This is a genomic window from Bacillus sp. T-10(2022) (genome assembly GCF_056502895.1).
This window is the reverse complement of sequence record NZ_CP113518.1, coordinates 2,173,622-2,194,384: the sequence shown is the minus strand read 5'-3', so window position 1 is coordinate 2,194,384 and position 20,763 is coordinate 2,173,622. Positions and strand designations below refer to the sequence as shown.

The following is a 20,763-nucleotide window of genomic DNA, read 5'->3' as shown; positions in this document are numbered from 1 at the left end:
TCATGCATACTTTTCGATTAATGCCGAAATGGCTTCTTTTGGCTGGAAGCCAATAGCTTGATCTACCTTTTCTCCATCTTTGAATAGAATAAGCGCTGGAATTCCCATCACTCCATATTCGCTTGTCGTATTTGAATTTTCATCCACATTAAGTTTTACGATCTTAACCTTATCACCCATTTCCTCATCGATTTCATTAAGAACTGGGGCAATCATTTTGCACGGACCGCACCACGGTGCCCAAAAATCAACCAATACTAAACCTTCCTTGATTTCACTAGCAAAATTATCATCTGTAACATGTTCTATTGTCATGATCATTTCCTCCTTGTATTATCCGAAATATTTATGGTCTTTACTCACCATCTATTTTAAATCAAAATTTGCGATTCTATTTCCCGGGATAAAAGCCTCTGATTTCCTGGCATTCATTTTAGGATGGATTTTGATGGATTCCAATTTACCGGATAACTCCATGAACCATGTTTCATCTTTAGAAAGTAAAGCCAAATCAATTAAAGCCAAAAGATGTGTTTCGTTACTGATTTCTAGATCCGGCAGCTTTTCAGTCCATCTACTTGGAATCCAAATCGATTTTCCAACCGCTTTTTCATTGTCACTTTCCACCACATTCACTTTAACAATTTCACGATTATCACTCACGTTTTCAACGAAACCATGGATAAGTTCTCCATCTCTTGATTTTCCCTGTACCCAATCCCCATTTTTGAACAGATTGTTTTCAACCATTTCCTTAACACCCCTTTTATGTTCATTTAATATTAAAACTATAGTTATTAACTGTATTAATAAAATATACATTTTGTGCAAAGAAAAAACTAAATCAATATCACGGACATTGTTTAATTTTTTCCAAAAAAGTGCTGAGAGTTATATCTTCCAAATATTTTTCAAAATACAATTCTGCTTCATCGAATATTTGATCCATGACTACCTGGGTATTGGAGGATATGACACATTTTTTCTCCGGATCACCTGTACACCATTTCGGTTTCAAGGTTCCATGTGAGACCGTTATATAAATATCTGCCAAACTTACCTCTTCAGGATTACAGTCTAGAATATAGCCTCCGCCCACACCTTCTTTCGTTTTAACAAATCCCTTTTTTCTTAAGCAGCTCATCATTTTCCGAATCCTTGCCGAGTTTGTACAAACGTTTTCTGCGATAGACTCACTGCTTGCCATATGATCTGGTAGATAAGCTAAATAGACCAAACTATGCACAGCTATTGTAAAATCACTATTCACTTTTCGCATCCTCCTCAAGGAGATTACTGTAATTTTAATGTTTACAGTTGATAAAGTCAACTCAAAAAACTCAACCGAGTCCTAAACTTTGTTGATTACTTTTTCATTGCATTGAAATTCCCCCTATCCACTTAGGATAGGAGGCTTCATTGACCATCTTCAACAATTGGTTACTACTTATTGTTGCGAAAGGGTAATTGCAGTATTTGCCGCTCTTATATTCACTTGTGATTGTTCACTGATATCCCCGGGATGATAATAACCTTTCGAGATCATATAATCACTAATGACCCCGTGTGTTTCTACAGCAACCCTAAGCTGTTCCCGTAATGCAGCCCTCAATTCAGGTGAAGCTGTTTCTGTTATGGCGAAAGCCGTATTCCTTATTCCTGATTTGGCAGAATTCAGAAAGTCAGTAGCAATCACCTGATCGGTCATACCACCCATCCCCGCCATATTTTGCAAAAAGTTAGTCATTGTCTTCCCTCGCCTTGGTTTACCAGGATTTCCTGTAATTTTTGAATATGCTCTCTTCCGTTGCTCATGTCTTGTAAAAGAATGTTTTTTAATTCCGTATCTTGGACTAACCCATTCATTGTAGAAGCTTTTGATAGACAAAGGCTTTTGAAATTCAATATTTCATGCAGTTCTAACGTTTCATGCAGTCCCAACTTTTCCACTAGAAGTATCTCTCCTTTCAGTAACAATCACTTACTTATCTTTCGTTGTTCAAAAGCTCTTATTCATTCCTTTTCATTTTTTTAGAAGGTTAAAACCAATTGGAAAACAACATATAGTCCTCTGTATACCTGAGTGTTGAATAGGGAAAATTACTTTTGTTACCTAGACTTAGGAGGTGAGTGAATGGAAAATGAAAAGCTCGCATTTCACGAGACCATGGAGACGCATGAAATAATAAATTTTAAAACAATATGTTTAATGAAATCCAAATTGATGCAAGGAATTTGTTTTGATAATGATTTGAAAGCATTAATGGAAAAGGACGTACAACAATCCATAGTAGCCATTAATGAACTAAAGACTTTTTACGAAGGTGCCCGAACAAACTATAAACAATGAGGTGAGCTTTAATGGAAATGGACTTTTTAGATCCCCAAGGTGCTGAACATATGCCTGAAATGGCAGATTCCTCTTTTGCCCTGGATTTCCTACTGACGGTCAAAAGCGGTATTCATACGTATGGTATCGCTTTGTCAGAAACAGCAAGTCCAGAATTGCGAAAAGCATTATACCGGCAAATGGAGCAATCCATTGATTTACATGCAGCAATAACCGATTTAATGATAAGTAAAGGCTGGCTCTATCCAAATGATGTTGGAAAGCAAGTTGAATTGGATCTGAAATCAGCTGATATGGCAGTCAGCATCGCTGGGATGAAGTTATTTCCTAACGATACAGATAGACTCGGTATGTTTGCGACGCCGAATAAATAGAGGAGGAAATTTTATGAAAGCCGTAACTTACCAGGGCAGTAAAAACGTGCAGGTTAAAGAGGTTAAGGATCCCCATATCAAAAATTCAGATGATATTATCGTAAAAATTACAACTTCAGCCATTTGCGGTTCGGATTTGCACTTGATTCATCAAATGATTCCAAATATGCCAACGGATTATGTTATTGGCCATGAGCCAATGGGGGTTGTCGAGGAAGTTGGTCCGGGTGTAAATAAATTGAAAAAGGGAGATCGTGTAATCATCCCATTTAATGTTAGTTGTGGAAGCTGCTGGTATTGCGACAACGATCTTACAAGTCAGTGCGATAATTCAAATCCTCATGGGGAAATGGGAGGCTTTTTTGGATATTCAGAAACAACAGGTGGGTATGCGGGTGGACAAGCGGAATACATGCGGGTTCCTTATGGGAATTTCACTCCCTTTAAGATTCCAGAAGACTGTGAGGTCGAAGATGAGAAATTGGTATTACTCGCCGATGCCGCTTCAACTGCATTTTGGAGTGTAGACCATGCAGGAGTTAAACCTGGTGATACAGTCATCATTTTGGGCTGTGGTCCCGTTGGATTACTCGCTCAAAAATTCGCTTGGTTTAAAGGAGCGAAAAGGGTCATAGCCGTCGATTATCTCAACTATCGCTTAGAACATGCAAAAAGGACAAATAAAGTTGAAACGGTTAATTTTGAACAATATGAAAACGTTGGCGAATATCTCAAAGAAATAACTAAAGGCGGAGCTGATATCGTAATTGATTGTTCGGGCATGAGCGGTAAAATGACGCCTATGGAATATCTTGCAACAGGCCTTAAGTTACACGGAGGTGCCATGGGTGGTCTTGTAATTGCTTCCCAAGCCGTACGTAAAGCAGGAACCATTCAAATTACCGGTGTTTACGGTGGGCGTTATAACGGATTTCCGCTAGGAGATATTTTTCAAAGAAACGTGGATATTAAGACCGGACAAGCTCCTGTTATTCCTTATATGCCATATCTCTATAAACTCATATCCGAAGGAAAAGTGGATCCCGGCGATGTCGTAACCCACGTACTACCATTGGATCAAGCTAAACATGGTTACCAAGTATTCGATACAAGGACAGACGGATGCATTAAAGTCGTCTTAAAACCGTAAGTATTATATGTAAAATTGAATGGCCAGGCACTCAAATTCAGAAACCATACATGAAATATAGTAAGTTTCTGAATTTGATGAATCCTGTGTTTTGAAAGTCTCATGAACTAGATTTCCTCTATATGAAACCTTTCATGCTCCCTGATTGCCCTCTTGCTTATCCCCTACCAACACAAAAAACCCCTCTCTCTGATTTAGTTCCCACCAGAGAAAGAAGTTTCGGATTAGTAACGAAAGATAAAGCAAAAACAAGGAAAATTTATGATGAAAGATTCACTCTTCAAGGTAGTTATGATTTGCTTATCTTATAATTGCTAACTTATTTTGTTTGTTGTTTATTCATGGCGCTCATCATTTGATTAATTTTCTTTTGGGATGGTTTCATACCCATTTGCATCATCATCATGAAAAACCCTGATACATTTTTTGTTCCCTTTAGGCTCACTTGTTCTGTTGAGAAAAATATACCTTTAAATTGAATTTTGTCTATAACTTTTTATTCCTACTACTAGTTTTAGGTTTATCTTTCTTCTCTTATAATAAAAGGAAGGTATCTGTTATTAATTAGTTAATCACCCGATATTTACAGATGTAATCCATTGGAGACTCTTCGTGAAATTCTTCAGTATGCCATTTAGCAACACCTTCTGCAGTTTCAACGTTGTATGTAAATATCTCACCTGTGCCAGCTACGTAATCATGAAGGTCTTCAATTGAAGCAAGTCGATAATTGAACCCTGCTTGCATTTCTTCTTCTAACACAATCCACTGTGCAGCATTATCGACTGATACGAATATTTTTTTGATTTCAATTGTTTGAGTTGTCATTTTAAATATCCCCTTTTAAATTCGACCCTTCCCCTTATCCTTACACTCATCACACATAGCACCATTACCTTGAGTCATTAGTTCTCCACTCTTACTGCATAGCTTAAGTAGTTGCATACTCATCATGTCCTTAACTTCTTAGTCCTACTTACACTTAACTATCGATCCGTACATTGCTGTAATAGTAATTATATTAACCATAACCACCAATACTCAATTAGACTCTCTTTCTGTCACGGGTCATGTCATGCATGAATTGATTCACGGTTAACACTCCCTTATTTAGACAAATATAAAAAGTCTGAGCATTGTGCCCAGACTCCTATCCAGAAATCATTTTTGGTATGTTGGTTTTTTAACTGCTATCAAAACCCAAAAAACCATGATTATTGGAATAAAAAATAAATTTAAATTAATTCTTTTATCAACGATAATTGAAAAAACATCGTTGATAATTAAACAACTAAGCTTAATAAAATGCATAAAAGCAAAGAATGTAACGATAATTTCAGCATTTTTATTCTCGAAAAGTCAGGTATGTCAAACAATGTGTTTCCCCCTTAGTTTCGGATATTTTACCAGTATCCTAGTGCTTTACAAGCCTTTTTAACTTTAGGTTTCTTTTTACCCCATTTGTGGCAAGCAGAATAAGCTCCTAATTTATACAAGTCTTGAACTATTAAAGTAGCAACAGTCATCCCAACAACAGCCCCAAATACAAGTTTTAAAGCCTTTTCGAAACCTGAAGGCGGTGGAGAATGTCTACCTATAGCTGACGCTGAAAGTTCGTTTATTTGAATAAAATCGTCTTGTTTAAGTATTTCGTTCTCTAATGATGCTGTTGCGCTTTCAATTTCTTTTAAATCATCTGAAGAAATTCCAATAAGTGCCTGTTGGAGATTGTTAACTTCAGCAGTCGATAGACCATTTTCTTTAGCATAATCTAAGTTTAACTTAATTTCATCATTTTCTTCAACAATACCATTTTGTATAACTTCTAATACTGATAGAATTTTATCCTTTTCAATTGTAGTAGCAGCATATGCCGACGATTGATTTGTTTGGATAGAAATCGGTGAAAATACAATACCTACAAATAAAACAAAAGAAATAATGGAAATCATACCTTTTTTAAAACCCATAATACATTAACATCTTCCCTGTCTAAATTTACCACTATATAAAATATATTTCATGGTAAATAAAGTTTTATTCGAATAATAGTTCAGTAACATTTTCTCACTGAGGTTTCTATAAATCTTAGGAGCATCGTAACTTGACCTAGGGTTGAATGGTTTTGGTATCTCTCTCAGCTTATCTCTTAGTTTATGGATTTAGCATTTAATTCAATTTGATCATCTTTCCCATAAGGTATCTTAGGGAAAGTGATACTTTCGACTATGTATTTTCGCAAAATTAAAAAACACCCAATTACTCAAATCCCTCCTTTATTCTGCAATTCATCGAATCTTTACATGATTAATACATTTATTGAACTTATCTATTTTATAATTAAATTACAATTTAATAATTCATCATCATATGGAGGGTACAATCATGGAAATAAATGAAAGGCAACCATTTGAGTCTTTTTTATCTCCTCGTCAACTTACTGAGCTAAAAATCTTATCTACTAAAACAAACATAGCTTTCCATGAATTATTAGCAATGCCATCAATAGTCTCACTTCTAGAGAAACTGGACAATACTACCGAACTGATTGATGAGCTTAATAATAAAGAAATGATATTAAGAAATAAAGTTTTCATTAATAAGAATAAAGAAGTATTAAATAAGACTCAAAAAGCACTCGACCATTTAGGTTAAGTGCTTTTTCTATGTATAAAGTTCATCCAAATACAAAACACCCGATTACTCGGATGCCTTCAATACTAAATCTTCTCTTTCTAATAGTTCTATACTATAGGAATCCAGGTTGAAGTTTGGACGCAAATTATCTTTTTTCATAGCGTTCTGATCCAAGGAACTTTCCTGCACTTGGAAAGTGAGCTAGAAAACAACTTTATTGGCTATTTCGTGTAAGTTTACCTACATTCCTAATAATGTTAGCTTTCTCTGTTAGAATCTTATTGACTTCTTTCTTATTGTATTTCCACATTTCCTTCTTAACTATATCCTGCTTATCCTCACAACCTAATTCAATCATTACCTCATCTTCAACTTGCATGATTAATTGAATTTCATCCTTGGTAGTTAGCCTATGTTCTTCTGTTACATCACCTTTTCCAATACACACTGTCTTAACTTTATTCCAATTAATCATAATTTTACGTTCAAGTCTGTCTAACGAATGTACGTTTTGTAAGGTTGAAAAATTCTTCTATATAAGCTTCTTTAATATCCATTTAGTTACTGACCTTATTCTGATTGTAATTACCATATGTAAAGTTTTCATTGATCATCTTCATTTCTAGTAACAGCCTATTGATGGTCATTAATAATTCACCATCTTCTTGCTTAGGATATAAGTCAACATTTCATCCATCTTATCTGCATGTGCTAATTTTAAGGAAATAACAATCTTCTTTTATTTCCTTATCCATGATATATTCCTTTCTATATCTTTCATACTTGATCAGTACCTTTTTAAGAGCCGGACTGATGAATACTATCCTCTCCTTATTCCTTTCCCTTTGACAATCATAATGGTATCTCTTTGATTTAAAAGCTTATATTAGGAGTAAACAAAAGGCTGGTTTACAAGCTGCAAGTATTATATCGATGCATAAGATGGTTCAGTTTTTTTAAATTGTTGTGTAAAAGAGGAATATATAACAGGAAATCCAATGAGGTGAGTTGAAAGGCCAAAAGCTCACAAAAAGCTGCTTAAAGGATCCTCATTTGTTTAAGCTCTTGTCGCTTGTTAATCATCGTTTTCTTCGTAAATCCTTTTGCTAAACAATGATAATCATACTCTTCAATTATATCTATCAATTCCAAAACAAAAACCACCTTTACTGAATCATTCATTCAGAAAAAGTGGCTTAAGAAACAAAAATGAAAGATAAACCAAAATTTTATATAAAATCGGTGGAAGGATTCAGTCTAAATGGATCAACCATTTCGATATTATATAAAATTTTGCATCCAATCTTCCAAGAACATTGATATATCAAGGATTCATGCTAACTTATTTTGTTTGTTGTTTATTCATGGCGCTCATCATTTGATTAATTTTCTTTTGGGATGGTTTCATACCCATTTGCATCATCATCATTTTCAGCATCTGTTCGTTAATTGGCGGATTTTTCTTTAAGTAATCCATCATGTATTTACGAGCGATGAAAAATCCCAGCACTACTCCAGCAATCAATGCCAGTACGCCAACTAGAATGTAAACCCACATACTATTTCCTCCTTCGTGTTGTCTAACATCAGTGTACTAGACCAAAGGTTATTATACAATACCCGCTACTGAAAAGTCCCCCATTTAGACAAATTTTCTTTCTTTTATCGGTTTTAACCAACCGTATTTTTCATGTTCAAAATCAAGGGCCAGAAAACTCGCTTCATATTTTCGAATACTTTCAAAGAAAGCCGTCTCCGCTTCATAGTCTCCTTCAGCTTTTAGAGTAATGGAATCATGCTGAATGATTAAAACGGCTTTACTTGATCCGTTTGTTTTTTCTAAATAGTATTTTCCATTTTGAGACCAATAATTCATCTTTTTTTGCAAACGTTGTTCAATAGCTAACTGCAACTGGATAATCGGGACTGTTTTGGTGACATATTCGATTTGTTTTTGCAAAATACTCTTCAGTCTGCCCTTTGCTTGAATATACTCCAAAAACAAATTGAAAAATAGCTTTTCTCTTCCATAATAATGATGGGCAAATTCATCTTCGATTAAATAAATTTGATAGGTTCTCATCAGCCAATGCCTCCTAGCTTTCCTATTTTGGTCACGAAAACAACTAACCACCAGGTACCTCTCCACTATTTTCCACTATTGATAACTTTCCCCTTTAACTGACACATTTAAACGAAATTTATTTATTCTCATTATATATTGACAAACTAAAAAGATATGTTGTTTGCTGGAGAAATTTTCTTCTTTTTTTGTCGAATGGAAGATTTCCCTTTAGAATAGGAGCACGCAATATAAATCAGGATTGTTTTTGATAAAAAAACTGACACCAAACTAGTTGGTGTCAGTTCTCCATTACTATTAGTTAAGCATTTCCTTAACGCGAGCAACTACATTTTCTACAGTGAAACCGAATTCCTCCATGATCTTGCCGCCTGGTGCAGAAGCTCCGAAATGATTGATGGCCAATATTTCACCCTCATCACCTGCATAACGATCCCAACCAAACGGTGAAGCCACTTCGATAGCTAGACGTTTCTTCACTGCCGGATTGATTACGCTTTGTTTATATTCTTTAGATTGAGTTTCAAATCGATCCCATGATGGCATGCTGATAACAGAAACATCAATTCCTTCGTTCGCTAAAGCTTTCTGTGCTTCCACAGCCAAGTTCACTTCGGAACCAGTCGCAAGAAGTAATGCATCGGCTACTTCTTTCTTAGAAGCAGAGATGATGTAAGCACCTTTTGAAACACCTTCATACGCAGTTTCGGAAGTGTCTTTAATTGTTGGCAATCCTTGACGAGTCAGTACAAGGGCAGTTGGTTTATTTGTAGACTCCATAGCCACTTTCCACGCTGCTGCCGTTTCATTGCCATCAGCTGGACGGATTACCCCTAGGTTAGGCATTGCACGCAATGATGCCAATTGTTCGATTGGCTCATGAGTCGGTCCGTCTTCCCCTACAGCAATGCTGTCATGAGTGAATACATAGTTTACAGGCAGTCCCATTAGTGCTGCCATTCTAATGGCAGGACGTAGATAATCAGAGAATACGAAGAATGTTCCTCCGTATACTTTTAATCCACCATGAAGTGCCATTCCATTTAAAGCCGCACCCATAGCGAATTCACGTACACCGAACCATATATTACGGCCGCTGTAATTACCAGGTAATAGATCAGTCTCACCTTTGATGGCAGTATTATTAGATCCGGCTAAATCCGCAGAACCCCCAATGAAGCTAGGGACCCGTTTGGCAATCGCATTTAGCACTTCCCCACTTGAAGCACGGGAAGCTAATGTTTTACCTTCTTCATAGACCGGAATTTCCTGATCCCATTCAGCAGGCAGTTCACCTTTGATGGCCAGCTCCAATTGCTGTGCTAACTCAGGATGTGCTTCTTTGTAATTTTTGAACAATTCATTCCAAGCTTCTTCTTTTTGAGCGCCAGCATCAACAACAGCTTCATTGAAGTGTGAATACACTTCTTCCGGAACATGGAAGTCCTCTTCGAATGTCCATTTATATGCTTCTTTTGTCAATTTAAGCTCATCTGCACCAAGCGGAGCGCCGTGAACAGCGGATTTACCTGAACGGTTTGGTGAACCGTAACCAATAACCGTTTTCACTTCGATTAATGTTGGGCGTGCATCGTCGGTTTTCGCTTCTTCAATCGCTTTAGCAATTTCCTGAAGATCATTGCCATCCTCAACGCGGATATATTGCCATCCATAAGATTTGAACCGGTCTGCTACGCTTTCACTAAATGATTGACTTAAATCGCCGTCAAGGGAAATATCATTAGAATCATATAAAACAACAAGTCTTCCGAGTTGTAGATGTCCAGCTAATGAAGCGGCTTCTGCAGAAACACCTTCCATTAAATCTCCATCTCCACAAATGCTATATGTATAATGATCGACCACATTATAAGAATCGCGGTTATAGCTTTCTGCCAAGTGACGTTCAGCCATTGCCATTCCGACTGCCATTGCGATACCTTGTCCAAGCGGCCCGGTAGTTGCATCTACACCAGCCGTATGTCCGAATTCAGGATGTCCTGGAGTTTTACTGCCCCATTGACGGAAGCTTTTCAAATCATCGATAGATAAGCCGTAGCCCGATAAATGAAGAAGGCTGTATAACAGCATAGAACCATGTCCAGCTGAAAGAACAAAGCGATCTCTATTAAACCAATCTGGATTTTTCGGGTTATGGTTCATATATTCGGTCCATAGTTTATACGCCATCGGCGCTGCCCCCATTGGCATACCTGGATGGCCGGAATTAGCCTTTTCAATTGCATCAATTGATAATGTACGAATCGTATTGATAGAAAGTGCATCTAATTTATCTAACATATTGTAAAAACATCCCTTCCTGTAATGTACCTCTTTATATTATAGTGACAAGCATAATATCACAACTAAAATCACTATTTACTGCCTCAATATTAAAATTTTCTAGAAATAAGAGAAGCCCCCTATTTAGATTAAACTAAATAGGAGAATACATACATGCATGCACTCCCTTTTTACTCATAAATGCTAATAGGATCCTCGTTCCATGAGAGGAATTCAAGCATTAATGTAAGTTTCTTTTTTCTTTTATATTTTTTATCTTTTGAGGAGTGACGTCATTACCTTCTGGATCAACGACTTTCACATGCTCCAACGTATCGGTCATGGACTTTCTGAATGTTTCCAAATACTCACTTCTCAATTGGGTTTGCTCTTTCGCCTCAACTTCCGTCAAACCTTCAGTCTTTGCCTTTTTAGAAAGTTCATTAATACGGGTTATTTTTTCTTTTGATAACATAATTTCGCTCCTTCATAATCTCCGGATATTGTCATGGTATTAAAAAAAAAGCGAAATTACAAGTTCTAAGATTGACTTTCCTTTTTATTCAGTTGATGTTCGAGAAAACGCCTGTTCACAGTAGCCTTGGAAACATTGTATCCAAAGCCCCTTAAAGTGGCTGCGATTTCTGCAAATGTCAATCCATTGGCCCGAAGTTTAATAATTTCTTCAATAGGAATTTCCATACGGTCCCTTCCAGTGGAATTCCTTTGATTCTGAAGGTTTTTTTGAGGACGGTACCCTTTTTCAACGGCTCTTATCATCCCGCGCTTTATTTTAAGATTATGTAGTTTCCTTTGGTATTCTTCTACAATACCGACTATCTGGATGACCATGGCATCCGAATCCGATAACTCAAGCTCCCCGTCATGTGAGAGCGTATAAATTTTCACATCTTCTTTAAGGATGACATGGAAAAGGGCTATTTTGGCATTCCCTCTTCCCAGCCTTGTTTCATCCTGAATTAATAGTACTTCAGCTTCTTTAGTTTTAAATAGTTCGAGCATGTCAAAAATGCCATCCCGATTCAACTCATAACCACTTGCCTGCTCTTTTATTATGGAAATGACTTCAACATCCATCTTTTCTGCCAATTTGACTAATTCATCTTCCTGCCTTGCCAATGATGTTTCCTGTGACTCTTTTTCTGTGCTTACCCTACAATAGATTACCGCCTTCATAATACCCTACCTTCACTACTTACTGCTCACTGGCCAAATTCTGGACAAGTTCTTCCCCTTTAACCGGTATGACGATGACTTGACCAGGTTTAATTGAATCCGCCCTGACTCCATTATGCTCTTCTATCCAACCAATGAATTCTTTTTTTGTCAAATTTGCTTCTTCATATTCTTCGGCAATTCCCCATAGGGTATCACCCTCACTTACTTCTATAGAAAGGAAATCCTTTTTTGGATCATTGTTCAATGTACAAGAGAATAAAATTGAAAAGATGAATACTGATCCCGCTAATAGAATCGTATAAATATAATTTTTGTATAAATTTTTCATAAATATCCCTCCAAAGCGAATGTTCGTTCGTATGTTATGGTCAAATTATAATACGAACGTTTGTTTCAGTCAACAACAAAATTCGAACTTATGTTTGTATAGAGTTGGGGGCCATGCTATAATGTAGCAAAGAACATTGGGGAAGAGGTGCACAAATGACTAAACTATCAAAACGGCAGCAAGATATTCTTGATTTCATTAAAGAAGAGGTCCGCCAAAAAGGGTATCCACCTTCCGTACGGGAGATTGGCGAAGCAGTGGGACTTGCTTCAAGTTCAACAGTACACGGACATTTATCACGCCTGGAAAGCAAAGGCCTGATTAGACGTGACCCAACCAAGCCAAGGGCCATTGAAATAATGAATTTGGAGGAAGCGAACAATATTCCCAAAGTCAATGTCGTGAACGTGCCGTTACTTGGAAAAGTAACAGCGGGAATGCCGATAACGGCCATTGAGAACATAGAAGAATACTTTCCGCTTCCCGAAAGCATGGTTCCACATGATGACCATGTATTCATGCTGGAAATCATGGGTGAAAGTATGATCGAAGCAGGAATTCATGATGGGGATTATGTCATCGTGAAACAACAAAGCAATGCCAATAATGGAGATATCGTCGTGGCAATGACGGAAGATGATGAAGCCACTGTAAAACGATTCTTTAAGGAACCGGATTACATAAGGCTTCAGCCTGAGAACTCGAATATGGAACCAATTATTTTACGAGATGTTTCGATACTTGGAAAAGTAATAGGCTTATATAGACAAATACACTAAAAGCGCTAACAGCGCTTTTTTTGTTTGTTTAATTTATGTCCCGAATTCTCTCAATATGCATATGGAAGAGTAGATATTGATATATTTTTTAATAGAATCAGGTTTTCATGGGAATTTAAACATCCTTTATTACGGATGGAAGTTATACTATCGCCTAATATTTACTTTAGTAACAATCTGATTACAATAAAAAAGAGAGCTTTAACTACCGCTCCCAGTTAAAATTCACTTCACTCGTAATCTTTGGTTCACTTTAATGAGGTTAAGATCGACCAAGCCATTCCACTGTTGAATCTGCACTTGTGTAGAACCGTATGCTTTTGCAAGCGCAGAGACGGTATCCCCTTTTTGGACAATATGATAAACCTCTTCAATGCTTGCATCATATTTTGTTAAATCGCTTGTTTCGATAAGGTTCACCAGTTTTTCAATATATTTGGGATCCGAGGCGTACCCCGCATCGAATATTGCTTTGAGTGCTTTTCTGTAATCTTTTTCTCCAATGACAGCTGTATAAAGACTTCTATTCCATGAAGTCCCCTTTACATATAAATTGGCAAGATCTCGAAGACTTACTTCCAAAGATGGGTATTTTCTGAATTTGTTCCATACTTGAACGGGCACACCATTGACATATTCCATTGTCTGAATAATGACAGACTCACCCTTGAATTCACCTTTTGTACCGAATATATTTTTTCCTTTGCTTGCTAATAAACTTGTCCCATATCCACTCTCCAAACAAGCTTGTGCAATGACAACAGAAGGTAATATTTTAAACTCCTGTTGAATTTTCTGGGCATAGGGAGCAATTTCCTTAATAAATGTTTCCTTGCTCATTAGAACCTCCCACGAATGGTCATTACTTTATTTTTCACTGTTTATCTTCATTCTTATCGTATTCTCATCTATGAAAAAGGTTACAGCTTGTCCTGCACAAAAGGTTCCGATGTCTGGCTAATTGTTTTAATTATAGATTTCTTACCTAGAAGTGGATCGCTCCGCGTATTATTTATCCACTTCCCTACCAAACAGGAAAAGCCGTCAATCCATATAATTAAATGGATTGACGGCTTTTTAAGTTGGACACTGAAAACCTTCAAAACTTGTTCATTTCCATTTTCATCAGTCATCGTCATCACTTGGTTTCAGGAATTTTCATGGGCTGGTTTTATGGCTAAGCAAACATTGGCAATTATGCTGCACTCAAAACTGGTATTTTGTCTTATAGAGAATCCTATAAAAAGACGGATTAAACCTATACAGGGTATCTCTCGCTGCAATTCAGCAATCTTTTTATTAAACACTAACACCCATGTTAACATCCCATTACACACATCCAAAAAACCCCTTCTCAATTGATCAATTTGTCGGGAAAAGTAAGTTATCCTTTATGTTTTTTACACTCCTGACTAGCCGAGCAGGCTTGGCATACAGTCGGCGGAAAGGAAGCGGATTTTCTGCAATCGACTGGATCTTTTTTAAAAGAAAAGACTGTAGGCAAACTTAGAATTTGTCTACAGTCTGATACATTCTCAAAGAAGAGACGGCATTTCACTATTTCTCAATATAGACCGAACGAATCAGCGTCCGGGTTCTTTCAGTACCATACACATTTTTTTCCTTGACATCTATTGTTACATTATAAACACCTGACTTAGGTACTTCTGGAAGGGTGCCAGTAAAATTTTCGGTATCCATTGCCTTAATTGAGCTTTTTTCACTAATTTCATTACCGGTTTCATCTATTAGATGAACCGAAAATGTTGTGCTGATTGGCCTTTTTTTATCATTCATTGGGTTCTTTATTAAAAATTTTGCATCTTTTTGCTTAACTTTACCGGCCATACTTAATGTAATGGGATTCTTTTCGTTAAATTGTGCTGTGAACAGGTAGGCGTCTTTTGGCGATTTAGTCTTCATTCGCACTTTCCAATCACCAATTTCAAGGTTGTTTCTATTGAATGAGTGGATGGTTGCACCATTAAAAAAGGAAGTTTCATTTTTGGCTGAATGAACCTTTAAGGAAGGTGAATACTTTTTATTGGATGGAGAAATCAATTCAACCTCGACATCATTTGAGGCTGTATATATGTTTATATTGCCTGGGGCTGCTTCATTTACATGGAAGCTTTGTTCGATCCAGACATTTTGTTTCAGGACATCACCCAGAACGGTTTGAGCGAGTGCGGTGGTAATGACATCATCTTCAACCCGTTCTTTATAATTGACATTATATTCAGGGATCCCAGCGGTGGAAGTGCTTCTTAAATATGGTTCAATTCTTGAAAATACAGCTGAGCCAACTCGTATATTGTCGTGATCAAAGTTGGGATCTGAAAATAAATGTGTTGCATAGGGTATTTTTGTACTCCATACATTTACTAGACCATCATTTTCCCCATATGAAGATAAATATTGTCCACCCATTGATAAGGCTGAAAGAACCGGGCCTCTATTCATACCTGCCACAGTGAAATACATGTTTTTACGAGAATTAACATGGTTATCCGTGACAGAACGAAATTCCGCCATTTCACCAACTTGTAAAGAATAAGTTCCCTCATCTTTTTGACCTAATAGGGAACCAAGCCAGCCCGCATACCAGCTATAAGCCAAATCAGCTAGGTGAGAACCATGATGAGGGGAAGCTAAAGTGATCACCCTTCCAACATATTGGTGTGCTCCATAGTGCACTAGAGCCGCTTGGGTATCTGGGCCACCTTTGCTGTGAGCTATAATATTTACTTTTTCGCCCCCGAAATGGTTACTGATTTCTGCAAGCATTTGAGCTAAAAGCCTTCCATTGGCATATTGGCTCACTGATCCATTTCCAGCTGAATCATGAAGCTGAACAAAAACAGTTTGGTAGCCTGCTTCATACGCTTTGGTATACATATCATTGACACCATGATAATCCGTTTCACCGTACCAGCTGGTTGAACTGCCGTTTTTCCCTTGAACAAACACGATCGGTGGTTTCTTTGTATCAAGATTTGGAGGAATACTTCCAAGAAACCAATCCCCTGGACTGAAACTTTCGGAAGGAGGCTTTAATTTTCCTGCTGAGGAAATGTCTGGCTTAGCCATAATCAATATGGTTAGAATGAGGACAAGAAAAACGACATAATTGATTACATTCCTTTTCAATTGTTATCTCCTCCAATTTCATGTGGAATTTTTTCGAACTCATCCTATTATCAACGCCCCCTTCCAGTCCTTTCATAGCTTTCATTAGTATATATTTGTACTTTTGCATACCATTACCTGCTATCTTCATAAAGATGGGAGAAAAAAACTAGAGGAATTCATAAAAAATGGAGATATAGTATGATGGTTTGCCTTCGATTCGTTCATGTATACAGTCATTTTCCATTTATTAAATTATCCTTATAGAGGAAATCCATGTATCGAATGCTTTATGTTCACGAAGGAAAAGAGAATAAGCCCTTCTCCTGCAAAGGATATAGGGCTTGACTTTTTTATGATCATCCAAATATTATTCTTCGAATTTGCCACTGTCCAATTGCTCCTATTCATGGTGATTTGAAGTCCATCCTATACATTAAGTAAATTGTTGAAAAAAACTCTTTCACAGCAATTGGCTGTCATTCATAGGGATCTCAGTATCAATCGTCTATTTGGATTTTTAACTCCTTAAAGCCCTTCCCTCAACCCCACATACACGTATTTCACAATGAGAACTGGATAAATGATATCAGGGCTATGCTCGTTCTTCCGATTGTACAATTTGTTTATCTGATTTTCCTTTCCCCTTTTTTTCACCCTCTTTCGATCATTACTTAAATCTTGCCCCAGGAATGGTTACTTTGGTGAAGAAATGCTTGATAGTCTTGATCCTTTAACTACATTTGAAGTGTAGGTGGGGATCAAAAAAAATGATATCGTCGATCGAGAACCCTACACATTCAGCAAACAAATAAGCCTTATCGATTCGCAAAGGAATCTTATATTGCTCATAGTCAATGTAAGTTCTCTTGGCCATCTTCAGCACTTTAGCCATTTCTTCTTGTGTTAAACCTTTATACTTCCTCGCTTGTTTAAGTGTGAACTTAACGTTTGTCATATCTTGTCACCACCTATCTAAAAAAATAATATCACACTTGAAGTATAGTTACCAACAATTTTTCGCAAAATTCACGCACTTTAAGTTTACTCACTTTCACTCATGGTGTATATTCAAGTAAGAGGTGAAGAAATATGCACATTGGTGAACGGATTAAAATGTTAAGAAAAGAAAGAAAAATGACACAAGAAGATTTGGCAAATATATTAAAGGTGGCGCCAACGGCAGTATCAGCATGGGAATCCGGACGGAATAAACCTTTAATGGATAAATTGAGCATGATGTCCGCATGCTTTGAAATACCGCTATCCCACCTCATTGAAGGAGCACCTAGCGTTAGAAATGCTCCTGGAATGGAATTTCTAAATGAAAAGAATGTAAGATTAATTGGAGTCTATGGCAATATTCCTGCTGGAGAGCCTAATTTTACCAATGAATATATAGAAGCTTATATGCCGACATTAAATTCGATGCTAAAAACGAATAAAGAATATTTTTTCCTTAGAGTGAATGGCAATAGCATGAACAAAGAATTCAGTGACGGATCTTTGATTCTCGTTGAAAAAACAACCTGCGTTGATAAAGGAAAAATTGGAGTGGTCTTGGTAAATGGTCACGATGCTACGGTCAAAAAAGTGAATATCGCTGAAGAAAACATCACACTCACTCCCTGCAGCACGGATCCTTTTTATGAAGAAAAAACCTATAACTTAAAAAATGATAGAGTTCGAATTTTAGGAAAAGTGGTTCAAGCCATTAAAATATACGATTAATATCAACTTAGAGTTTCTTTACGGAATATTACTTTAGTTCCCTTTGTTGACTGATGCATATTAGGTATAAGCCATCATGGTTTGTGCTTTTTAGTATTGTTCTTTAAATATGTCTTTGCAAAATGTAAATATAAATTTGTGTCAGCCTATATCCGTTTTCCCCAGATTACTTATTTCATTGAGTGAATGTTTTTGGAACTATAAGCTTCCTAGTATTCTTATTTCAGTAAATTTCCCTTTCATACAGAATGAATATAATTGTCTGTATTAGGCAATCAAATTATCATATTTTTATTATTCGGTTCACAACCTCATATAAGAATCTTATAATGGGATGATAAGCATTTGCCTCTGTAGCTCTAGAAGGGAAGAGCGCCGGAAAACATTTGTAGCCACCGGGTCGCAAGGTAAGGGTTTCAGAAGCACCGAAAAGCAAATACGCTGAGGCAGGTGGAATTCCTGCCGGTGAAAATCCGTAGGGAAGCGTGTTCTCCCCTAGCCTATGCTTACGAAAGGAGTGCGGGTTCGAATCCCGTCAGAGGCTTGTTTCCTGGAAAATCCGAGAGTATATATCAAATTCCACTTTTGCCTTCTGTGCAATTTTTTTATTTTTCCCTTTCACTTCCTCCGCTATTTTCCAAGTACTTATAGGACAGTAGTATGTACACGATTATTTTATTACATGCATATTCCTGAACAAGGAAAAGCCCCTCTTTTTGCGAAGGGCTGAGTTTGTAGACAAAGAGGTTCTACCTAAAAGTTAAAACAAGTTGATTTTGATTGGAGCGGGTGTGCGAGACTCCTGTGGGAAAAGCGTGTCCAGGGGTTCAAATTGTACAAACCCTAAAAAACTGTAGACAAACTCTTTTTGAGAAGGGCTTCGTGTGTGGTGTGCTTCTGGAAGTTAAAAATAATTTAACCAGGCATCTATTAATTATTCATTTAACCCGCAATTTCTGGTTTACTGTAATGGTGTACTGACTGTCAAGATCGTTCCAATCTTTAATTTGCTGAACCGTACTGCCATAAGCAATGCTTAAGGAGTATACGGTGTCACCACTAACGACTGTGTGGTATACAGCTGTATTTTTCTTTTTAAGATTGAAGCATTTAACTAAACCGTTTACATGTCCGCGAGCCAGTGATTCGATAAAGGATGCCGTTTTCAATTTGGCTGCGTCATTGACATTATCGATAAATCCATTTTCGGTCAGGAGTGCAGGCATGTCCGTTTCACGGAGCACATATAAATCTCCTGTTTTTTGTCCTCTGTCTTGGATGTTGATAAGCTTCATGACCTCTGAATGAATATGATCTTGATACGTTTTCGTAATCTGATTAGTAGACGTATAAACGTAATCCTCATACCCAGTGCCACCGCCGGCATTAATGTGGATGGAGAGATAAAAATCGGCTCCCCACGCGTTCGCTGCATTCGTCCTATCGTTTAAAGAGGGGTACGTATCTTGGGACCTGCTCATTTTTACAGAAACGTTATTATATTCTATTAATAAGATGTCTTTGATTCGAGTTGCAATGGATAAAGTTAAATCCTTTTCTCTCAATCCATTCCCCACCGAGCCTGGATCCGTACCGCCGTGGCCGGGATCAATAAATACTTTTACCATTTCTATCACCTCTATTAATCTTATGTTACGTATCAATAAATGCTTGTACACGTAACTATCTGATTAAAGAAATTTCAAAATAAAGAATTCATCCTCTCGGCTACAGTTCAAAAAAAATACACCCTAAAGGTGTCATGGCATTATATGATGACATTCGAAAAATGGACGGTAAATTTTTCAAAAAGCCTTCTTCCTTTTTTATACTTTTCTATCAGGAATTATTGGGCATCTAAAAATAAAGTAATAGATTATTTTTAGTTATGGTTTGTTTTATTTAATTGTTCTGCACAATCTTTGATTGAGTCAATCACTATAGTTGGTTCTGATAATTGCGGAAAATGCCCACTTTTTTTTGCGACAATGTGTTTGCTGTTTCTTGACAATGAAAGCAATTCCAATTGATTCTCAAGTCGTTTTTTTCGAATTTCCTCTGGCATCATTCGATTTTCTTGTCCACCAGTAATGACAAATACAGGTATTTCGGGAAATGTATCAGTTTGTTGGATTTGATCCACAGTTTTTTTTACAAAATTAACTTCATTGAATTGTTTATGCGAGGATAAGGAATCAAACACCTTGAACATCTTATTAATGGTTTTTACGGCATTGCTTTGATATTCATCAAGGCTTATATCTTTCGTTGTACTGGATTCTAAAAAAACTATTCCCCCCACATCATTTGGGTAAAGTCGGGCATATAAATTAGCATATAGGCCGCCTAGCGAATGTCCGACCATTAAGTATGGAGGTTCAAACCCCACGATTGTTAATGCCTCACGTAAAGTGTTAACAATACTTTTCCCGTCTTGGCTTTCCTTCGGTTTATCGCTGCCAGCAACACCAAAGCGATTATATGAAAATACAGATGCTGTTTCTGAAATTGCCGGTAGTATTTTCATCCAACCTTCTATCGGTCCAGAACCACCGTTAATCAAAACTATATTTGGTTTGCCTTTTCCACTAATATTATATCGTAAAGTCCCTTTTGATGTTTCCACTTTATATTTTTCTATTTTCAATGTCAGCGCACCTCACTTTGTTTAGATTACTCTACGTGTGTAACAAGCTATTGGTTTCATTTATTGAAGTAC

Annotated in this window: 25 protein-coding genes and 1 pseudogene; 6 read left to right on the top strand and 20 right to left on the bottom strand. The window is 37.0% G+C overall.

Features of this window, described 5'->3' with window-relative positions:
- The 5 genes from trxA to OSJ91_RS10775 all read right to left on the bottom strand — a co-directional run bounded on the left by trxA (window position 1) and on the right by OSJ91_RS10775 (window position 1,950).
- Window positions 1–315 carry a thioredoxin gene (gene trxA, locus OSJ91_RS10795; RefSeq protein WP_485891537.1) on the bottom strand — a complete coding sequence of 105 codons (315 nt, stop codon included), beginning with the start codon at window positions 313–315 and terminating at the stop codon, window positions 1–3.
- A gap of 51 nt (window positions 316–366) precedes the next feature.
- Complete coding sequence (locus OSJ91_RS10790; RefSeq protein ID WP_350302214.1) at window positions 367–750, bottom strand: IDEAL domain-containing protein; 384 nt, start codon at window positions 748–750, stop codon at window positions 367–369.
- A gap of 100 nt (window positions 751–850) precedes the next feature.
- Window positions 851–1,270, bottom strand: a complete 420-nt coding sequence (locus OSJ91_RS10785; protein WP_101221650.1) for an RrF2 family transcriptional regulator — start codon at window positions 1,268–1,270, stop codon at window positions 851–853.
- A 177-nt stretch (window positions 1,271–1,447) separates the two neighbouring features.
- The gene (locus tag OSJ91_RS10780; RefSeq protein WP_350302213.1) at window positions 1,448–1,747 is read right to left on the bottom strand and encodes a spore coat protein; all 300 of its coding nucleotides are present in this window, start codon (window positions 1,745–1,747) and stop codon (window positions 1,448–1,450) included.
- Window positions 1,744–1,950 (bottom strand): hypothetical protein, encoded by a 207-nt coding sequence (locus OSJ91_RS10775; RefSeq protein ID WP_137024438.1) that lies wholly within the window; start codon window positions 1,948–1,950, stop codon window positions 1,744–1,746. Before OSJ91_RS10775 ends, OSJ91_RS10780 begins: the two co-directional genes overlap by 4 nt.
- Before the next feature lie 184 nt (window positions 1,951–2,134).
- On the opposite strand from OSJ91_RS10775, the gene OSJ91_RS10770 reads away from it, so the two are divergent.
- The 3 genes from OSJ91_RS10770 to OSJ91_RS10760 are packed head-to-tail and all read left to right on the top strand — an operon-like array spanning window position 2,135 to window position 3,874.
- Entirely contained in the window at window positions 2,135–2,350 is a 216-nt protein-coding gene (locus tag OSJ91_RS10770) for a spore coat protein (RefSeq protein WP_413016934.1), read from the top strand.
- An 11-nt stretch (window positions 2,351–2,361) separates the two neighbouring features.
- Window positions 2,362–2,724 (top strand): spore coat protein, encoded by a 363-nt coding sequence (locus OSJ91_RS10765; protein WP_350302211.1) that lies wholly within the window; start codon window positions 2,362–2,364, stop codon window positions 2,722–2,724.
- 13 nt (window positions 2,725–2,737) lie between these two features.
- On the top strand, window positions 2,738–3,874 hold the full coding sequence (locus OSJ91_RS10760; protein WP_350302210.1) for a zinc-dependent alcohol dehydrogenase: 1,137 nt from the start codon (window positions 2,738–2,740) through the stop codon (window positions 3,872–3,874).
- 319 nt (window positions 3,875–4,193) lie between these two features.
- Here OSJ91_RS10760 and OSJ91_RS10755 read toward each other — a convergent pair.
- From OSJ91_RS10755 to OSJ91_RS10745, 3 genes and pseudogenes are all read right to left on the bottom strand, one after another.
- Window positions 4,194–4,280: pseudogene (locus tag OSJ91_RS10755) on the bottom strand (YneF family protein); the annotation flags it as partial.
- Window positions 4,281–4,438: 158 nt separating this feature from the next.
- Complete coding sequence (locus tag OSJ91_RS10750; RefSeq protein WP_350302209.1) at window positions 4,439–4,702, bottom strand: hypothetical protein; 264 nt, start codon at window positions 4,700–4,702, stop codon at window positions 4,439–4,441.
- Window positions 4,703–5,277: 575 nt separating this feature from the next.
- Window positions 5,278–5,844 (bottom strand): hypothetical protein, encoded by a 567-nt coding sequence (locus OSJ91_RS10745; RefSeq protein WP_485891536.1) that lies wholly within the window; start codon window positions 5,842–5,844, stop codon window positions 5,278–5,280.
- 415 nt (window positions 5,845–6,259) lie between these two features.
- Here OSJ91_RS10745 and OSJ91_RS10740 point away from each other — a divergent pair, with 415 nt between their 5' ends.
- Window positions 6,260–6,529, top strand: coding sequence for a hypothetical protein (locus OSJ91_RS10740; protein WP_350302207.1), 270 nt, complete (start codon window positions 6,260–6,262; stop codon window positions 6,527–6,529).
- 196 nt (window positions 6,530–6,725) lie between these two features.
- Here OSJ91_RS10740 and OSJ91_RS10735 read toward each other — a convergent pair whose 3' ends face one another.
- From OSJ91_RS10735 to yneA, 7 genes are all read right to left on the bottom strand, one after another.
- Entirely contained in the window at window positions 6,726–6,986 is a 261-nt protein-coding gene (locus OSJ91_RS10735) for a hypothetical protein (RefSeq protein WP_485891535.1), read from the bottom strand.
- 867 nt (window positions 6,987–7,853) lie between these two features.
- The gene (locus OSJ91_RS10730) at window positions 7,854–8,069 is read right to left on the bottom strand and encodes a YneF family protein (protein ID WP_034312934.1); all 216 of its coding nucleotides are present in this window, start codon (window positions 8,067–8,069) and stop codon (window positions 7,854–7,856) included.
- Between the two features lie 84 nt (window positions 8,070–8,153).
- Window positions 8,154–8,594, bottom strand: a complete 441-nt coding sequence (gene sirA / locus OSJ91_RS10725) for a sporulation inhibitor of replication protein SirA (RefSeq protein WP_485891534.1) — start codon at window positions 8,592–8,594, stop codon at window positions 8,154–8,156.
- Between the two features lie 297 nt (window positions 8,595–8,891).
- The gene (tkt, locus tag OSJ91_RS10720; RefSeq protein WP_350302193.1) at window positions 8,892–10,895 is read right to left on the bottom strand and encodes a transketolase; all 2,004 of its coding nucleotides are present in this window, start codon (window positions 10,893–10,895) and stop codon (window positions 8,892–8,894) included.
- Between the two features lie 223 nt (window positions 10,896–11,118).
- Window positions 11,119–11,352, bottom strand: coding sequence for a DUF896 domain-containing protein (locus OSJ91_RS10715; RefSeq protein ID WP_241594277.1), 234 nt, complete (start codon window positions 11,350–11,352; stop codon window positions 11,119–11,121).
- 65 nt (window positions 11,353–11,417) lie between these two features.
- Window positions 11,418–12,074 (bottom strand): YneB family resolvase-like protein, encoded by a 657-nt coding sequence (locus OSJ91_RS10710; protein WP_350302192.1) that lies wholly within the window; start codon window positions 12,072–12,074, stop codon window positions 11,418–11,420.
- Between the two features lie 19 nt (window positions 12,075–12,093).
- Window positions 12,094–12,405, bottom strand: coding sequence for a cell division suppressor protein YneA (yneA, locus tag OSJ91_RS10705; protein WP_137020070.1), 312 nt, complete (start codon window positions 12,403–12,405; stop codon window positions 12,094–12,096).
- Between the two features lie 155 nt (window positions 12,406–12,560).
- Between yneA and lexA the strand changes: the two genes are divergently transcribed.
- Complete coding sequence (lexA, locus tag OSJ91_RS10700) at window positions 12,561–13,184, top strand: transcriptional repressor LexA (protein ID WP_101221643.1); 624 nt, start codon at window positions 12,561–12,563, stop codon at window positions 13,182–13,184.
- Between the two features lie 225 nt (window positions 13,185–13,409).
- Here lexA and OSJ91_RS10695 read toward each other — a convergent pair whose 3' ends face one another.
- The 3 genes from OSJ91_RS10695 to OSJ91_RS10685 all read right to left on the bottom strand — a co-directional run bounded on the left by OSJ91_RS10695 (window position 13,410) and on the right by OSJ91_RS10685 (window position 17,271).
- Window positions 13,410–14,024: a glucosaminidase domain-containing protein gene (locus OSJ91_RS10695; protein ID WP_485891533.1), complete on the bottom strand. Its 615-nt coding sequence runs from the start codon at window positions 14,022–14,024 to the stop codon at window positions 13,410–13,412.
- A gap of 717 nt (window positions 14,025–14,741) precedes the next feature.
- Window positions 14,742–16,274 (bottom strand): esterase/lipase family protein, encoded by a 1,533-nt coding sequence (locus tag OSJ91_RS10690; protein ID WP_485891879.1) that lies wholly within the window; start codon window positions 16,272–16,274, stop codon window positions 14,742–14,744.
- Window positions 16,275–17,046: 772 nt separating this feature from the next.
- Window positions 17,047–17,271, bottom strand: coding sequence for a helix-turn-helix transcriptional regulator (locus OSJ91_RS10685; protein WP_101221641.1), 225 nt, complete (start codon window positions 17,269–17,271; stop codon window positions 17,047–17,049).
- 134 nt (window positions 17,272–17,405) lie between these two features.
- On the opposite strand from OSJ91_RS10685, the gene OSJ91_RS10680 reads away from it, so the two are divergent.
- Window positions 17,406–18,044, top strand: coding sequence for a LexA family protein (locus OSJ91_RS10680; protein ID WP_350302190.1), 639 nt, complete (start codon window positions 17,406–17,408; stop codon window positions 18,042–18,044).
- A 938-nt stretch (window positions 18,045–18,982) separates the two neighbouring features.
- Here OSJ91_RS10680 and OSJ91_RS10675 read toward each other — a convergent pair.
- Complete coding sequence (locus tag OSJ91_RS10675; RefSeq protein WP_413016918.1) at window positions 18,983–19,672, bottom strand: N-acetylmuramoyl-L-alanine amidase; 690 nt, start codon at window positions 19,670–19,672, stop codon at window positions 18,983–18,985.
- A 254-nt stretch (window positions 19,673–19,926) separates the two neighbouring features.
- Entirely contained in the window at window positions 19,927–20,691 is a 765-nt protein-coding gene (locus OSJ91_RS10670; RefSeq protein ID WP_485891532.1) for an alpha/beta fold hydrolase, read from the bottom strand.
- Window positions 20,692–20,763: the final 72 nt, after the last annotated feature.

Coding starts and splice junctions, on each gene's coding strand:
- trxA (WP_485891537.1), bottom strand. CDS start 315: ATGACAATAGAACATGTTACAGATGATAATTTTGCTAGTGAAATCAAG.
- OSJ91_RS10790 (WP_350302214.1), bottom strand. CDS start 750: ATGGTTGAAAACAATCTGTTCAAAAATGGGGATTGGGTACAGGGAAAA.
- OSJ91_RS10780 (WP_350302213.1), bottom strand. CDS start 1,747: ATGACTAACTTTTTGCAAAATATGGCGGGGATGGGTGGTATGACCGAT.
- OSJ91_RS10770 (WP_413016934.1), top strand. CDS start 2,135: ATGGAAAATGAAAAGCTCGCATTTCACGAGACCATGGAGACGCATGAA.
- OSJ91_RS10765 (WP_350302211.1), top strand. CDS start 2,362: ATGGAAATGGACTTTTTAGATCCCCAAGGTGCTGAACATATGCCTGAA.
- OSJ91_RS10760 (WP_350302210.1), top strand. CDS start 2,738: ATGAAAGCCGTAACTTACCAGGGCAGTAAAAACGTGCAGGTTAAAGAG.
- OSJ91_RS10750 (WP_350302209.1), bottom strand. CDS start 4,702: ATGACAACTCAAACAATTGAAATCAAAAAAATATTCGTATCAGTCGAT.
- OSJ91_RS10745 (WP_485891536.1), bottom strand. CDS start 5,844: ATGGGTTTTAAAAAAGGTATGATTTCCATTATTTCTTTTGTTTTATTT.
- OSJ91_RS10740 (WP_350302207.1), top strand. CDS start 6,260: ATGGAAATAAATGAAAGGCAACCATTTGAGTCTTTTTTATCTCCTCGT.
- OSJ91_RS10735 (WP_485891535.1), bottom strand. CDS start 6,986: ATGATTAATTGGAATAAAGTTAAGACAGTGTGTATTGGAAAAGGTGAT.
- OSJ91_RS10730 (WP_034312934.1), bottom strand. CDS start 8,069: ATGTGGGTTTACATTCTAGTTGGCGTACTGGCATTGATTGCTGGAGTA.
- sirA (WP_485891534.1), bottom strand. CDS start 8,594: ATGAGAACCTATCAAATTTATTTAATCGAAGATGAATTTGCCCATCAT.
- tkt (WP_350302193.1), bottom strand. CDS start 10,895: ATGTTAGATAAATTAGATGCACTTTCTATCAATACGATTCGTACATTA.
- OSJ91_RS10715 (WP_241594277.1), bottom strand. CDS start 11,352: ATGTTATCAAAAGAAAAAATAACCCGTATTAATGAACTTTCTAAAAAG.
- OSJ91_RS10710 (WP_350302192.1), bottom strand. CDS start 12,074: ATGAAGGCGGTAATCTATTGTAGGGTAAGCACAGAAAAAGAGTCACAG.
- yneA (WP_137020070.1), bottom strand. CDS start 12,405: ATGAAAAATTTATACAAAAATTATATTTATACGATTCTATTAGCGGGA.
- lexA (WP_101221643.1), top strand. CDS start 12,561: ATGACTAAACTATCAAAACGGCAGCAAGATATTCTTGATTTCATTAAA.
- OSJ91_RS10695 (WP_485891533.1), bottom strand. CDS start 14,024: ATGAGCAAGGAAACATTTATTAAGGAAATTGCTCCCTATGCCCAGAAA.
- OSJ91_RS10690 (WP_485891879.1), bottom strand. CDS start 16,274: ATGGCTAAGCCAGACATTTCCTCAGCAGGAAAATTAAAGCCTCCTTCC.
- OSJ91_RS10685 (WP_101221641.1), bottom strand. CDS start 17,271: ATGACAAACGTTAAGTTCACACTTAAACAAGCGAGGAAGTATAAAGGT.
- OSJ91_RS10680 (WP_350302190.1), top strand. CDS start 17,406: ATGCACATTGGTGAACGGATTAAAATGTTAAGAAAAGAAAGAAAAATG.
- OSJ91_RS10675 (WP_413016918.1), bottom strand. CDS start 19,672: ATGGTAAAAGTATTTATTGATCCCGGCCACGGCGGTACGGATCCAGGC.